At 42.4% G+C, this 13,978-nt stretch carries 16 protein-coding genes; 3 read left to right on the top strand and 13 right to left on the bottom strand.

Annotated features, from left to right (window positions below):
* Positions 1 to 31 precede the first annotated feature (31 nt).
* The 13 genes from ACVCDT_RS12875 to ACVCDT_RS12935 form a co-directional block, all read right to left on the bottom strand.
* Positions 32 to 454 carry a BLUF domain-containing protein gene (locus tag ACVCDT_RS12875; protein ID WP_447133192.1) on the bottom strand — a complete coding sequence of 141 codons (423 nt, stop codon included), beginning with the start codon at positions 452 to 454 and terminating at the stop codon, positions 32 to 34.
* 225 nt (positions 455 to 679) lie between these two features.
* Positions 680 to 931, bottom strand: a complete 252-nt coding sequence (gene rpsQ / locus ACVCDT_RS12880; protein WP_447133193.1) for a 30S ribosomal protein S17 — start codon at positions 929 to 931, stop codon at positions 680 to 682.
* The gene (gene rpmC / locus ACVCDT_RS12885; protein WP_447133194.1) at positions 931 to 1,122 is read right to left on the bottom strand and encodes a 50S ribosomal protein L29; all 192 of its coding nucleotides are present in this window, start codon (positions 1,120 to 1,122) and stop codon (positions 931 to 933) included. The genes rpsQ and rpmC overlap by 1 nt, the downstream gene beginning before the upstream one ends.
* Entirely contained in the window at positions 1,122 to 1,532 is a 411-nt protein-coding gene (gene rplP / locus ACVCDT_RS12890) for a 50S ribosomal protein L16 (RefSeq protein ID WP_447133195.1), read from the bottom strand. The genes rpmC and rplP overlap by 1 nt, the downstream gene beginning before the upstream one ends.
* A gap of 5 nt (positions 1,533 to 1,537) precedes the next feature.
* Positions 1,538 to 2,239, bottom strand: a complete 702-nt coding sequence (gene rpsC / locus ACVCDT_RS12895) for a 30S ribosomal protein S3 (RefSeq protein ID WP_447133196.1) — start codon at positions 2,237 to 2,239, stop codon at positions 1,538 to 1,540.
* Between the two features lie 9 nt (positions 2,240 to 2,248).
* A complete protein-coding gene (gene rplV / locus ACVCDT_RS12900; protein ID WP_447133197.1) occupies positions 2,249 to 2,581 on the bottom strand; it encodes a 50S ribosomal protein L22 in 333 nt (110 codons plus the stop codon).
* Positions 2,582 to 2,591: 10 nt separating this feature from the next.
* Positions 2,592 to 2,867, bottom strand: a complete 276-nt coding sequence (rpsS, locus tag ACVCDT_RS12905) for a 30S ribosomal protein S19 (RefSeq protein WP_014107406.1) — start codon at positions 2,865 to 2,867, stop codon at positions 2,592 to 2,594.
* Positions 2,868 to 2,882: 15 nt separating this feature from the next.
* A complete protein-coding gene (gene rplB / locus ACVCDT_RS12910; RefSeq protein ID WP_316024756.1) occupies positions 2,883 to 3,707 on the bottom strand; it encodes a 50S ribosomal protein L2 in 825 nt (274 codons plus the stop codon).
* 14 nt (positions 3,708 to 3,721) lie between these two features.
* Complete coding sequence (gene rplW, locus ACVCDT_RS12915) at positions 3,722 to 4,024, bottom strand: 50S ribosomal protein L23 (protein WP_447133198.1); 303 nt, start codon at positions 4,022 to 4,024, stop codon at positions 3,722 to 3,724.
* Positions 4,021 to 4,626 (bottom strand): 50S ribosomal protein L4, encoded by a 606-nt coding sequence (gene rplD / locus ACVCDT_RS12920; RefSeq protein WP_447133199.1) that lies wholly within the window; start codon positions 4,624 to 4,626, stop codon positions 4,021 to 4,023. Before rplD ends, rplW begins: the two co-directional genes overlap by 4 nt.
* Positions 4,627 to 4,644: 18 nt before the next feature.
* Positions 4,645 to 5,283, bottom strand: a complete 639-nt coding sequence (rplC, locus tag ACVCDT_RS12925) for a 50S ribosomal protein L3 (RefSeq protein ID WP_447133200.1) — start codon at positions 5,281 to 5,283, stop codon at positions 4,645 to 4,647.
* 17 nt (positions 5,284 to 5,300) lie between these two features.
* Entirely contained in the window at positions 5,301 to 5,612 is a 312-nt protein-coding gene (rpsJ, locus tag ACVCDT_RS12930) for a 30S ribosomal protein S10 (RefSeq protein WP_006012796.1), read from the bottom strand.
* Between the two features lie 548 nt (positions 5,613 to 6,160).
* Entirely contained in the window at positions 6,161 to 6,943 is a 783-nt protein-coding gene (locus ACVCDT_RS12935; RefSeq protein WP_447133201.1) for a hypothetical protein, read from the bottom strand.
* A gap of 469 nt (positions 6,944 to 7,412) precedes the next feature.
* Between ACVCDT_RS12935 and ACVCDT_RS12940 the strand changes: the two genes are divergently transcribed.
* The 3 genes from ACVCDT_RS12940 (at position 7,413) to ACVCDT_RS12950 (ending at position 13,965) form a co-directional block, all read left to right on the top strand.
* Positions 7,413 to 9,566 carry an ATPase, T2SS/T4P/T4SS family gene (locus tag ACVCDT_RS12940; protein ID WP_447133229.1) on the top strand — a complete coding sequence of 718 codons (2,154 nt, stop codon included), beginning with the start codon at positions 7,413 to 7,415 and terminating at the stop codon, positions 9,564 to 9,566.
* A gap of 161 nt (positions 9,567 to 9,727) precedes the next feature.
* On the top strand, positions 9,728 to 13,075 hold the full coding sequence (locus ACVCDT_RS12945; RefSeq protein WP_447133202.1) for an amidohydrolase family protein: 3,348 nt from the start codon (positions 9,728 to 9,730) through the stop codon (positions 13,073 to 13,075).
* Between the two features lie 101 nt (positions 13,076 to 13,176).
* Positions 13,177 to 13,965 carry a bestrophin-like domain gene (locus ACVCDT_RS12950; protein WP_447133203.1) on the top strand — a complete coding sequence of 263 codons (789 nt, stop codon included), beginning with the start codon at positions 13,177 to 13,179 and terminating at the stop codon, positions 13,963 to 13,965.
* The last annotated feature ends 13 nt before the right edge of the window (positions 13,966 to 13,978 follow it).

Consider the following 13,978-nt stretch of genomic DNA (forward strand, 5'->3'; position numbering starts at 1 on the left):
AGGGCATAATTAAAGAAAGTTATTAGGTTATTCAGCGTTGATTGATCTGCTTAAATCGACTCAATAATTGTTTGGCGGCCCCTTCAGAAATATTGGCTTCATCTTTGGATTTATAGGGGTGTAAAAAATCTGATAACCCTTCGCTTTCGTTTGAATCAAAGCCGTGAAAAGCCATGGCCCAAGTTGGGAAATCACGCTGTTCACAATGATCTTGATACAAAACTGTCACTGAGTGATGTCTGGGGTCTTTCTCAATTTTAGTAAATGTCGCTTGAACGGCTTTTTGCGGCCCTTCTAAAACTTGAATAAAGCTACCCTGTTGGTACAGCAACATGCCAGTAATATCCACCTGCACATTGTTAATACGCGAAACTTTTAAAATATAGTCTAAATCTTCAACACAGAGCTGTGTTTTGCACATACTTGAATAGATTAGCTGATATAACTTAATCATATGCATTCACCCTAATAATGGCTTTAGACCATAGGCTAATTTATTGATATTTAATATTTTATTATTTATTGAAGCTATCTAAGATAGTTGTGAAAACAACACTGGTCAACCATTAAGGTTAAAATTCGACCAATTGTTAGGTTAAACAGATGACGTTGTAGCAGACATAAAAAAAGCGCGTCCCCAGAGGGCCGCGCTTTTTGTATTTGCTTACTAAAGCTTAAATTAAGCTTTAGTCACAACGTCTACTAACATCCAGTTTTTGGACTTAGACAAAGGACGACATTCACGTACTGTTACTACGTCACCTTCGTTACATTGGTTAGTTTCGTCATGTGCGTGTAGCTTAGTAGTGCGTTTGATGAATTTCCCATAGATTGGGTGCTTCACTTTACGTTCTACTGCAACAGTAATGGACTTATCCATTTTGTTGCTGACCACACGACCTTGTACTGTACGACTTGTTTGTTCAGTCATTATGCAGCAGCCTTTTCAGTCAGAATGGTTTTAACACGCGCAATATTGCGACGCACTTTACGAAGACCGTCAGTTTTTTCAAGCTGACCAGTGCTCGCTTGCATACGCAAGTTGAATTGTTCGCGAAGCAAGTTTAATAACTCTGCGTTCAATTCTTCTACGCTTTTTTCTTTCAGTTCTGTGGCTTTCATTACATCACCGTCCGAGTTACGAAAGTTGTTTTAAAGGGCAACTTAGACGCGGCTAATTCAAACGCTTCACGTGCTACATCTTCAGGAACACCTTCCATCTCATATAACACACGGCCCGGTTGAATTTGGCATACCCAGTATTCAACGTTACCTTTACCTTTACCTTGACGCACTTCTAGAGGCTTCTCAGTAATTGGCTTGTCAGGGAAAACTCGAATCCAAATTTTACCTTGACGTTTTACGGCACGCGTCATAGCACGACGAGCTGCTTCGATTTGGCGCGCAGTCATTCGACCACGTCCTACAGATTTTAGTCCGTAAGTTCCGAAACTTACACTGTCACCCGCAGCAAAACCACGGTTGCGACCTTTGTGCATTTTACGAAACTTCATACGTTTAGGTTGTAACATAATTATTAGCCCTCACGCTTAGGAGCACGGCCCTTCTTCTTAGGTGCGGCAGCTGGCTGCTCGTGAGTAAGTGGCATGCCACCTAATACTTCACCTTTGAAGATCCATACTTTTACGCCAATGATACCATATTGAGTTGCTGCTTCTGATGTTGCATAGTCGATATCAGCACGGAATGTATGCAATGGCACACGTCCTTCACGATACCACTCTGAACGAGCAATTTCAGCGCCGCCTAAACGACCGCTTACTTCAACTTTGATACCTTTAGCACCAATTCGCATTGCATTTTGTACTGCACGCTTCATAGCACGACGGAACATAACCCGACGCTCTAGTTGGCTAGCGATACTGTCTGCAACAAGTTGACCGTCTAATTCTGGCTTGCGTACTTCAGCGATGTTGATCTGAGCTGGCACACCGGCTAGCTTAGATACATGCTTACGTAGCTTCTCAACGTCTTCACCTTTTTTACCGATAACTACACCAGGGCGAGCAGTGTGAATAGTCACACGAATGCTTTTCGCTGGACGTTCGATAACGATCTTTGAAAGTGAAGCACTTTTAAGTGCCTTAGTCAGGAACTGACGTACCTGATGATCATTAAACAGGTTGTCTGCATAATCTGCAGTATTAGCGTACCAGGTAGATGTCCATGGTTTGCTGATACCCAGGCGTATACCTGTAGGATGTACCTTCTGTCCCATTATCTTCTCCTAGTTATCAGACACAACAACAGTGATGTGACTGCTACGCTTAAAAATACGATCAGCACGGCCTTTGGCTCTAGGCTTGATACGCTTCATAGTTGGACCTTCGTCAACAAAGATTTTTGATACTGACAATTCGTCGATATCTGCACCTTCGTTATGTTCGGCGTTCGCAATCGCTGATTCTAATACTTTTTTGATTAGATCGGCGCCTTTCTTCTGACTATAAGACAGAACTTCAAGGGCCTTTTCAACGTGTAAACCACGAATTTGATCTGCTACCAAGCGTGCCTTTTGAGCAGAGGTACGAGCATGACGATGTTTAGCAAAAGCTTCCATAATCTAATTCCTATCTCTTGGCTTTCTTATCCGCGACATGGCCACGGTAAGTACGCGTTGGAGCAAATTCGCCCAATTTATGGCCGACCATTTCGTCACTGACAAATACAGGAACGTGTTGGCGACCGTTATGGACTGCAATGGTCAACCCAATCATATCTGGGATGATCATAGAGCGGCGTGACCAAGTCTTAATTGGTTTTTTCTCGCCTTTCTCCACTGCAGCCTCGACCTTCTTCAGCAAGTGTAGGTCTATGAATGGACCCTTCTTGAGAGAACGTGGCATGGTGAATCCTCGCTGTTACTTATTACGACGACGTACGATTAATTTATCAGTACGCTTGTTACTACGTGTTTTCTTACCCTTAGTTGGAACGCCCCAAGGTGAAACAGGATGACGGCCACCAGAGGTACGACCTTCACCACCACCGTGTGGGTGATCAACAGGGTTCATGGCTACACCACGTACAGTTGGGCGGATACCGCGCCATCTGTTCGCACCGGCTTTACCAAGTGAACGTAGCATGTGTTCTGCATTACCGATTTCACCAATGGTGGCACGGCAATCTGCCAATACTCGACGAACTTCACCAGAACGCAAACGAAGAGTTACATAACCTTCGGCACGCGCTAGGATCTGTGCGTAAGCACCTGCAGAACGAGCAATTTGGGCACCTTTACCAGGCTTCATTTCAATAGCGTGTACCGTAGTACCTACTGGAATGTTACGCATTGGCAAAGTATTACCTGCTTTAATTGGCGCATCAGAACCTGACTGGATTGCATCGCCTGCTTTAGCACCTTTAGGAGCCAAAATATAACGACGCTCACCATCTGCGTATAACACTAAACAAATGTTAGCAGAACGGTTCGGATCATATTCTAAACGTTCAATTTTAGCAGGGATGCCGTCTTTGTTACGTTTAAAATCGATAACACGATAGTGATGCTTGTGACCGCCACCAATATGACGCACGGTAATGCGACCATTGTTGTTACGACCACCAGATTTGCTGTTCTTTTCAAGCAAAGGTGCATAAGGTGCGCCTTTGTGTAGGTCAGGGTTAACAACCTGAACTACGTGACGACGACCAGCTGAAGTCGGCTTAGCTTTCAATAATGGCATATCTAATCCCCTTCTTAGCCTTCGCTGCCAGCAAAGTCGATGTCTTGACCTTCTTTAAGCACAACGTAAGCTTTTTTCCAGTCTTTACGCTTACCGAAAGATGCACCGTGACGCTTGGTTTTACCCTTAACGTTTAAGGTACGAACAGAATCAACTTCAACTTCAAACAATTTTTCAACTGCAGCTTTAATTTCTTCTTTGTTCGCATCTTTCACTACTTTCAAAACAACAGTGTTGTTTGTCTCAGCAGAAAGCGTAGCTTTTTCAGAAACATGTGGTGCTAATAGCACCTTAAGTAGACGCTCTTCATTTATCATGCTAGCGACTCCTCTAATTGTTTAACTGCATCAGCAGTCATCAATACTTTTTCGAATGCTATAAGACTTACTGGGTCAATACCCTGAACATCGCGAACGTCAACTTTATATAAGTTACGTGCAGACAAGAACAAGTTCTCATCAACATCTGATGTCACGATAAGTACATCTTTAAGTTCAAACTCGGCTAACTTAGAAACTAGTTCTTTAGTTTTTGGAGTCTCAACTGCAAATTTTTCAACCACGATTAAACGTTCTTGACGTACCAATTCTGAAAGGATGCTTTGAATAGCACCACGGTACATCTTTTTGTTAACCTTTTGGCTGTGATCCTGTGGCTTGGCAGCAAATGTTACACCACCAGAACGCCAGATAGGACTACGGATAGTACCAGCACGGGCACGACCTGTTCCTTTTTGACGCCAAGGTTTGGCACCACCACCGCGTACTTCAGAGCGTGTTTTTTGTGCGCGAGAACCCTGACGAGCTCCTGCACCGAAGGCAACTACTACTTGATGTACTAGTGCTTCGTTAAAATCACGTCCAAAGGTTGCTTCGGATACTTCAAGACCGCCTTTGGCGTCTTTCAATACTAATTCCATCACTTAACTCCCCAGACGTTACGCTTTAACTGCAGCTTTGATAATGACATCGCCACCAGCTGCACCAGGAACTGTACCTTTTACTAATAAAAGGTTGTTCTCAGCATCAACTCGCACTAAGTCCAAAGACTGCACTGTTGCACGCTTGTTACCCATTTGCCCGGCCATTTTCTTACCTTTGAAAACTTTACCAGGTGATTGGTTTTGACCAATCGAACCAGGTGCACGGTGCGACAATGAGTTACCATGTGTATTACGTTGGTGGCTAAAGTTCCAGCGCTTAATAGCACCTTGGAAACCTTTACCTTTTGAAGTACCGACAACGTCAACGACTTTAGTTTCAGTAAAGATTTCAACAGTAATTTCACTGCCTACTTCAATACCTTCACCTTCATTGCTGTCTAAACGGAACTCCCATAAACCGCGGCCTGCTTCCACGCCAGCTTTAGCAAAATGACCTGCTTCAGCTTTATTAACGCGGCTTGCTTTTTTCTCGCCAGCGGTGACTTGAAGCGCTTTATATCCGTTGGTGTCATCAGTTAATAACTGAGTAACACGGTTCGGAGTGGCTTCGATAACAGTCACAGGAATAGACACACCATCTTCAGTGAAGATGCGAGTCATACCTACTTTACGACCGATAAGACCAATCGCCATGTTAAAACCCTCTCTTGTTAGCCCAGGCTGATTTGAACATCAACACCGGCAGCCAAGTCCAATCTCATTAATGCATCTACTGTTTTATCAGTAGGTTCAATGATATCCACCAAACGCTTATGTGTACGAATCTCATACTGATCACGTGCATCTTTATTTACGTGAGGTGAAGTAAGTACTGTGTAACGCTCTTTACGTGTAGGTAGTGGAATAGGACCGCTAACCTGAGCACCTGTACGCTTCGCAGTTTCAACGATTTCAGCCGTAGACTGATCGATCAACTTGTGATCAAACGCTTTCAAACGAATACGAATTCTTTGATTTGGCATCGATTAAGCTCCAATCGAAAGAACAAAAAAAACCATCCACACCACCATTTAATTTTGGTAGGAGGATGCATGTAAACCGCTAACCCACAATTGGGGTCCTGTTTTATTCTATGGCTATATGTTGAATATCAGTAAAAGCACCTCAATTCTAACCAAATTCACTTGTTCCGAAGAACGAGTGGGCGCGAATTATACATAAGCTAGATTAGATTGCAAGCCGACTTATCCGATAGTTTTAAATAAGTGCTGCTTTTTAATGCTTCTGCTATTTACTAATGAATTTGTAGCAGCCGCTAATCATTTAATTCTCAAATCTAGTATTTAAGAGGCTTGAATGTTGCCTATTCTAAAATGGTTTTGCTTTGCCTTTTATAGAGCTCAGTTTCATCTCTGTATGATGAGGCAGGTATATTTCAGGCAGATGGGCTTTCTATATATCGGAATGGGCTAAAATTTAGTGGGAGCTAATAGAGATTTGAGATACTGTAATTTTACAAAGGCTTGGTATAAAAACCTAGTGAGCTAAAAAGCTCACTAGTTTAGGTATATCATGGGTTGTCTGTAATAGTTACTTTACCCGTCATTCCCTTAGGTACATAAAAATTAAATCTGTTAATAAAAGAATTAATTGCTTGAGCATTTGCATAAGAGCTCACTACAATTCTAGCGTTATGCAATTTTGACGCTTCAAAAGGTATACTATTGTTATCTGAGTCAACAACGTCTACTACTTCAATATAGAGGTTTGCCTGAGCATCAACCTCTAATTTTATGATAACTTTTCCCCCCGCCTCTAAAGGTATATTAAATTGATTGGGGACATTGGTTTTAACTAAACCAAAAAGTTCGGCTATAGTATTAACTGTTTGGCCAGCTCGCAGGATTTGCCCATGCAGTGTACTGGCCAAATAATCAGTAATATTATTTTTACAGTATAAACAATTCACGTATTCCCAAGCGGAGGACATTATAGTTTTAGGAATTTGTGTGCTAGTCGCCCTTTCGCGTAGAAGGCTATAAGCCTCCACTACGTCCTTCATCTTACTTTCAATATCCGAAGGAGTGGATATTGAGTTTATGGTTATTTCGCCATCTCGATCAACCACTTTGAATGAATAAACCAACATGTGTTTTATGTTAGCAATATGAACAGTAAAAAGAGGCGACTCATCAGCATGTTCCCGAGCGAGCCCCACTGCAACACCTATAGATGCGTTTTCTGAACACCCATAACATTCACCGTATAATGTTTTAGCTTTTACTGCATTAGAATAAAAGAGAAAAATCAGTGAGCAAACCAATAGTCCCATACTTGCTAATTTATTTAACATATAAATTCCTTTTTCCTTGTTATAGATAAAACAAGTGGATGGCTGAGCTCCAAACACTACAGGTAATAAAAATATCCAAATAAAACAGAGAGTCAATCTAATTTAAGGATTTTTAACACTAAGAATAAGATGGGTAGGCGCAAAATATACAAAATTGGCTGAGTAATATTGCCTCTTATTACTAAAACGAAAATGCTTGTTCCAAAGGCGTTAACCATGGCGACAGTATTATAAATGAGTCTTTACCATTTCGTGTTACCCGGCATCCTAAGCACAGCCTTAGGCTCATCGATAAGAGTTCAGTCAAAAAACAATAGCTATTTGCTGTCTGTCATGGGTCAGTTATAGTAAAGTTCTGAATACTAATAAAATAAACTCAAAGAAGCCGATTAAGCACACTATGAATGCAGACATAAATCAGAATCACCTTGACCGTATCCACCAGTTGCTTAAAACCTATCCTTCTTTGATGGATGCTTATCATAAACTTGAACCTTTTGTTTTAAGTTTGTTTGGTGCAGAAAGAATGAGTATTTTTCAGCGCCGTCGCCAACATCAAGATTTAGTCGCGCGTTTTAAAACCGGTAAAGAAACCCGCGAGATCAAAGTCCCTATTAGCCCTATGTCTATTGCTGGGTATGTGGCATTAAGTCAGTTACCGCTAATAATTAACGATCCCTATAATAAGGAAGAGCTAGCCAGTATTCATAAGCGCCTTAATTTTGCCGACCAGTTCGATAAAGACTCAACCTTTAAAACCCGCAACATTATGTGCATTCCTATTCTTGATTCAGGGGTGTTAATGGGTGTCATGCAAATCATCAATAAGCAAGACACTACCTTTAATGATGATGATCTGGCTTTGGCAAATGCCATTGCCGAGATTATGGGTAAAAAGTTTCGTTATGAATTAGGTGGCACCAGCGAGCCCTTTGATTATTTAGTACACCGCGACTTAATTTCAGAAAAAGAACTTAAAAAACTACAAGAGTCTTCTCACGATACTCGCCAACTGGTGCAAAGGCTTACTTCAGAACATAGAGTGCCAGAAGACGACTTAGGCAATGCCTTGTCGGTACATTATCAAGTGCCTTATCTAGCCTACTTGCCAGACAAGTATCACTTATTTCAAAGTGACAGTAAGTTAAACCTATCTTATTTAAAGCGTAATTTTGTTGCTGTATTAGCCGACGTAAAAGACAACCCTATAGTGTTAATGGCTGAACCCAATAACGCGACCTTATTAATGGAAATTGAAAGTGCCTTAGGCATTGATAGCTACGAAATTTCCGTCAGTCTACCTAATATCATTTTGCAGTATCTAGGCGAAGCAGCCAGTGGTGGCAGCGGCCCGGGTGCTATGGATGAAATCTTAGACGAAATTGGCTCCAGCGCCGACGAGCTAGATGAACAAACCGACGAAATGTCGGACGATGCCCCTGCTGTGGTTAGGCTAGTGAGTCGAGTATTACACGATGCTAAACGCTTAAATGCTTCTGATATCCATGTTGATCCAGAAAAAAATGCCCCTACTCGAGTGCGTATGCGTATTGATGGGGTATGTCGCGATATTACCCAAGTGCCCGCCTCACATCACAGTGCGGTCATTGCTCGCATAAAAATCATGGCCAACCTAAATATTGCTGAAAAGCGGGTGCCGCAAGATGGTAAATTATCTTTTCGTATGTCAGGCCAACTTATAGAAGTACGGGTGGCCACTATACCCACTGTAGCTGGTGAAGGTGTGGTCATGCGGATACTAGCTGCCGGTGGTGCCATGCCTATGAGCAAATTAAATTTGGCCCCCAAAAACCACGAGAAGATTTTAGACTTAGTACAAAAGCCCCATGGCATAATGTTAGTAGTAGGGCCCACAGGCTCGGGTAAAACCACTACCTTACATGCTGTGCTTGGACATATTAATACACCCGAGAAAAAAATCTGGACGGCCGAAGATCCAGTAGAAATTACTCAACCTGGCCTACAACAAGTACAAGTGAGCGCCAAAATAGGTTTTACCTTTGCCAATGCCTTACGGGCATTCTTACGTGCCGACCCAGATGTCATTCTAATTGGTGAAATGCGTGACAAAGAAACTGCTCATGCGGGTATAGAAGCCTCGTTAACCGGTCACTTAGTGTTTTCCACTTTACATACCAACTCGGCGCCAGAAACCATTTCTCGTTTGCTCGACTTAGGGTTAGACCCAGTTAACTTTTCTGATGCCTGTGTAGGTATATTGGCACAACGCTTAATTCGAACCATTTGCCCCAATTGCAAAGAAAAATATCCAGCCAGTGAAAGCGATTTGGCTTTTATCCGTAGACAATACGGCGAAGAATACCTAGACGAACTTAATCTAACCGAACCGTTAATGCTGCACAAAGGTAAAGGCTGTGATGAATGCGGAGACACCGGCTATCGAGGTCGAACTGGGGTACACGAATTACTTGCCATGTCTGGAGAGCTAAGGGCGCTTATTTATAAAGAAGCCTCGGTACACGAAATGAAAGCCCAAGCTATGTCGGATGGTATGCGCACCCTAACCCAAGACGGCATTTTAAAGGTGCTCAAGGGCGATACCGACATAGCCCAAGTACAAATCATAAGCGGCTCTGGCTAACGCTAGCTTTCTAGCTGTGAAAAATCTTATACAGCTAGCTCCGCTCGGCGCTAGCTTTTATCACGGGCACAACTTGCAGTATTTGCCCACAGTGATAATGTGTTTTGCTGATGTTTTTCAAAACGCCATTCTAAAAATAAAATATAACTTAGGGAATCACTATGACACGCCTTAATCAAGACTTGCTGCGTGCAGCGGGCTTATTGTCTGTGCTTTGTTTTTCGCCATTATCTTTGAGCCAATCAGAGAGCGACGAACAATCAGAATTGACTAACCAAAACGAAAACAGCCAAAAGTGGGATGTGCTCAATCCTCCTTTTGACTTAAACAGCGTAAAAATAGATACAGATCAAACGACTTGGGCCAGTTTAGATGTCACCCCAGATGGCAAAAACATCGTTTTTGATATGTTGGGCGATATTTATACTATCAGTATTAATGGCGGTAAAGCCCAAGCCCTAACTCAAGATTTTGCCTGGAACATTCACCCAGCTGTCAGCCCAGATGGTGAAAAAATTGCATTTATTTCTGACCGTGGTGGTTTGTCTAACTTGTGGGTAATGGACAAAGATGGCACTAACCTAAAGCAACTTAGCCAAGAAAAACATAACCTAATTCATTCACCCAAATGGACCCCAGATGGTCAATATATAGCGGTAAGCAAAGGGATAATGTCGAGCCGTAGTATTCCTGCTGGAGAAATTTGGTTATACCATCATGCAGGTGGTGAAGGTTTAGCCCTTAAAGAAAGAGTTAACGGTAAAAAAGACCAAAAAAACATTGCTGATCCGGCTTTTTCTCCCGATGGCCAATACCTTTATTTTACTCAAGACATTACCGGCGGCAGTACTTTTAGTTACAACCGCGATCCGTTAAAAGGTATCTTTGCCATCACTCGCTACGATATGCACACAGGTGAAGAAGAACGCTTTGTCAGTGGCACAGGTGGGGCTGTAGTGCCAACCCCTTCGCCAGATGGCAAACACTTAGCCTTTATCCGCAGAGTTAAGAACCAAACTGCACTCTTTATCAAAGACTTAGCCACTGGATTAGAAAAACCTGTTTACCTAGACTTAGAACGCGACATGCAAGAAGGTTTTGGTTCTGAAGGTTATTTTGCCTATTTTGATTGGACGCCAGACTCAAAAGCCTTGGTGTTTTGGACTGCGGGTAAATTTCATAAATTAAATTTAAAAGATCAATCAGTTAGCACTATTCCTGTGCAAGTCACAACAGAATTACAATATGCCAATGCAGTACGCTTTGAGGTAGATGTAGCCGCAGAAAGTTTCCCAATTAAAATGACGCGATGGGCGCAACAATCTCCAGATGGCCGCTCTATCTTGTTTCAGGCCCTTGGCAAACTATATGTAAAAGATATTAAGTCGGGCAAAATCTCTAGGCTAACCAAGCAAAACGAGCATGAAGAACTTTACCCACGCTACAGCAATGACGGTAAAAGCATTGTTTATACCACTTGGCACGATCAAAAATTAGGTAGCATTAAAGTAGTGCGCGCCAAAGGCGGTAAGGGCAAAACCCTTACAACCACACCAGGGCATTATATTCAGCCGGCTTTTTCTACCGATGGAAAACTTATTACCTACAAAAAAATCACTGGCGGGTATTTGCTTAGTCCAGAATATTCAGTAGATCCTGGTATTTACGTGATGGATGTTAAAACCCGTAAAGCCAATCGCATTAGCAAGAGCGGCTATGCCCCGCATTTTGCCGGTGACAACAAACGTGTCTATCTCACCACCTCAGTACCTGGCACGAGTTACTCTGAAACTCAATTAATTAGCTACGACTTGCAAGGTGAAGATAGACGTGAACATCTATACGGAGCCACTAAAGTCACTGAGTATCGACTCTCGCATGATAAAAAGTGGGTTGCTTTTGTTCATCAATATAATGCCTATGTTGCACCTTTTGTAGATACTGGCAAACGTATCAACATTGGCCCTAAAATGACCTCACTGCCGGTAGCACAAATTTCTAGCCGCGCTGGCGAAAGCCTGACTTGGCGCGCCGATAACCAATCTGTGAGTTGGTACCATGGTTCTACTTTTTATCAAAGAGATCTAAAAGATGCCTTTGCCTTTTTAGCCGGTTCACCTGAGACCCTGCCAGAACCTGTCGACCAAGGTATTAGTCTGTCATTTGAGCACAAAGCCGACAAACCTAAAGGGTATAAAGCCTTAGTGGGTGGCACTGTAGTGACCATGCGCGATGCCAATAGACAAAGAGAAGTGATTGAAAATGGTGTGGTGTTAATCAAAGACAATAAAATAGTTAAAGTAGGTAAAGCTTCTGAGGTCGTTATCCCTGATGACGCACTAAAAGTCGACACTAAAGGCAAAACTATTTTGCCTGGCTTAATAGACACCCATGCCCACGGCTCGCAAGGAAATAACGAAATCATTCCTCAGCAAAACTGGGCAATGTATTCTAATTTAGCCTTTGGGGTGACCACTATTCACGACCCTTCTAACGATACCACTGAAATATTTTCAGCAGCCGAGTTACAAAAAGCGGGCAAAATCGTAGCCCCACGCATTTATTCAACAGGCACCATTTTATACGGCGCGGAAGGCTTAGGTTATAAAGCTGTAATCAATAGCTATGAAGACGCTGAGTTTCATATGCAAAGATTAAAAGACACAGGTGCTATTTCGGTTAAAAGTTACAACCAGCCCAGACGTGATACCCGTCAGCAAATTTTAGCTGCTGCGAAAAAACTAGGCATGATGGTAGTGCCAGAAGGTGGCGGTAAGTTTCAGCAAAATGTGTCTATGTTAGTTGATGGGCATACAGGCTTAGAGCACTCTTTGCCTATAGCTAAAGGTTATGATGATTTAACCACTTTATGGTCGGCCACTAAATTTGGTTACACTCCTACTTTTGTGGTGTCTTATGGCGGCATGATGGGCGAAGAGTATTTTTACGACCGTACCGAAGTATGGAAAAACGAGCGCTTAATGCGCTATACCCCGCACTTTTTAGTAGACAGACGCTCAATTCGTCGCCCCACAGCGCCAGATAATCAATACAATCATGTGGCTGTAGCTGAATATGCAAAAACCCTAAGAGATCAGGGTGTGAGTGTGCATATAGGCGCACATGGCCAACGTGAAGGCTTAGCCTCGCATTGGGAGCTATGGATAATGCAACAAGGTGGTTTTACGCCTTGGGAAGCATTACGCGGCGGTACCATAGATGGCGCGACTCACTTAGGCATGGACAAACACATAGGTAGCATTGAAGAAGGCAAGCTGGCCGACTTAATGGTGGTAGACGGAGATGTTTTAAACGATATTCGCCTTAGTGAATACGTGACCTACACTGTGATTAACGGACGTATTTACGATACAGCCACTATGAATCAGCTAGATCAAAAGGCATCGCGCCAAGGGTTTTTCTTTGAACAGAATAATCAGTTGTTTATGCCTACAGAAACACAAAATGCGATAGATGCGAAAGCTAAACAACATAATTGGATACATTAGTCCGATATAATATTATCTTTCATTAAAGCTTCATGCATACTTCGGCACCATTTAATGGTGCCGAATACTTTTAGGCCTAAAATATGTTTGGAAAAGAAATCATGTACGATCAAAATAGCATGCTCATTGCTTTGGGATTATTTGCCGCTATGTTGATCGCTAATCAACTGGGTTATCGTCTTGGCTCTAAGTCTGTGGCAGATGATAACAGTGAATTAAAAAGCCAAACCACCGCTATTCAAGCGGGCATTATGGGTTTGTTGGCACTCTTGCTTGGTTTTACTTTTAATATGTCGCTACAAAGATACGATGCCCGTAGCCATGTTGTCATAGAAGAAACTGGGGTGATATCAAATGCCGTTATGCGTGCCACTATGTTACCCGAACAATTTAAACAACCGGCGCTAGATTTACTGCGGCTATATCTGCATGAACGCATAGAATTAAGCAGCATTGACTTATCTAAACAAGACAAACGTCGAGCCTTAAATGTTCGAATAACAGATATACAAAAGCAATTGTTTGACATTGCCACTCAAGCGGCAGAAATCGATCAACGCCCTTTAACCAGTGGCGCATTTTTACAAGCCCTCACCGCCCTAGTGCAAATCGAAGGTAAGCGCAGTGCCATGTTGCAATTGCACGTACCCGAGCCTGTGATATTTTTGCTGTTTACCGTATTTATAACCGCAGGTGGCATTTTAGGTTATTCCAGTGGATTAGGTAGAAAGCGCCCCAAATTCCCTACCTTAATTATGTCTGCCCTAATTGTATTAGTGGTGTTTATCATTATTGATCTTGATAGACCTAAGCGCGGCATTATTAAAGTCAAGCAAGAAAGCTTGTATGATTTACAACAAAACCTTAGCCACTTTGCTAAAACCTCTTAATATTGGACATTGA

The sequence above is a fragment of the Paraglaciecola aestuariivivens genome (genome assembly GCF_052983255.1).

Coding starts and splice junctions, on each gene's coding strand:
- ACVCDT_RS12875 (WP_447133192.1), bottom strand. CDS start 454: ATGATTAAGTTATATCAGCTAATCTATTCAAGTATGTGCAAAACACAG.
- rpsQ (WP_447133193.1), bottom strand. CDS start 931: ATGACTGAACAAACAAGTCGTACAGTACAAGGTCGTGTGGTCAGCAAC.
- rpmC (WP_447133194.1), bottom strand. CDS start 1,122: ATGAAAGCCACAGAACTGAAAGAAAAAAGCGTAGAAGAATTGAACGCA.
- rplP (WP_447133195.1), bottom strand. CDS start 1,532: ATGTTACAACCTAAACGTATGAAGTTTCGTAAAATGCACAAAGGTCGC.
- rpsC (WP_447133196.1), bottom strand. CDS start 2,239: ATGGGACAGAAGGTACATCCTACAGGTATACGCCTGGGTATCAGCAAA.
- rplV (WP_447133197.1), bottom strand. CDS start 2,581: ATGGAAGCTTTTGCTAAACATCGTCATGCTCGTACCTCTGCTCAAAAG.
- rpsS (WP_014107406.1), bottom strand. CDS start 2,867: ATGCCACGTTCTCTCAAGAAGGGTCCATTCATAGACCTACACTTGCTG.
- rplB (WP_316024756.1), bottom strand. CDS start 3,707: ATGCCATTATTGAAAGCTAAGCCGACTTCAGCTGGTCGTCGTCACGTA.
- rplW (WP_447133198.1), bottom strand. CDS start 4,024: ATGATAAATGAAGAGCGTCTACTTAAGGTGCTATTAGCACCACATGTT.
- rplD (WP_447133199.1), bottom strand. CDS start 4,626: ATGGAATTAGTATTGAAAGACGCCAAAGGCGGTCTTGAAGTATCCGAA.
- rplC (WP_447133200.1), bottom strand. CDS start 5,283: ATGGCGATTGGTCTTATCGGTCGTAAAGTAGGTATGACTCGCATCTTC.
- rpsJ (WP_006012796.1), bottom strand. CDS start 5,612: ATGCCAAATCAAAGAATTCGTATTCGTTTGAAAGCGTTTGATCACAAG.
- ACVCDT_RS12935 (WP_447133201.1), bottom strand. CDS start 6,943: ATGTTAAATAAATTAGCAAGTATGGGACTATTGGTTTGCTCACTGATT.
- ACVCDT_RS12940 (WP_447133229.1), top strand. CDS start 7,413: ATGGATGCTTATCATAAACTTGAACCTTTTGTTTTAAGTTTGTTTGGT.
- ACVCDT_RS12945 (WP_447133202.1), top strand. CDS start 9,728: ATGACACGCCTTAATCAAGACTTGCTGCGTGCAGCGGGCTTATTGTCT.
- ACVCDT_RS12950 (WP_447133203.1), top strand. CDS start 13,177: ATGTACGATCAAAATAGCATGCTCATTGCTTTGGGATTATTTGCCGCT.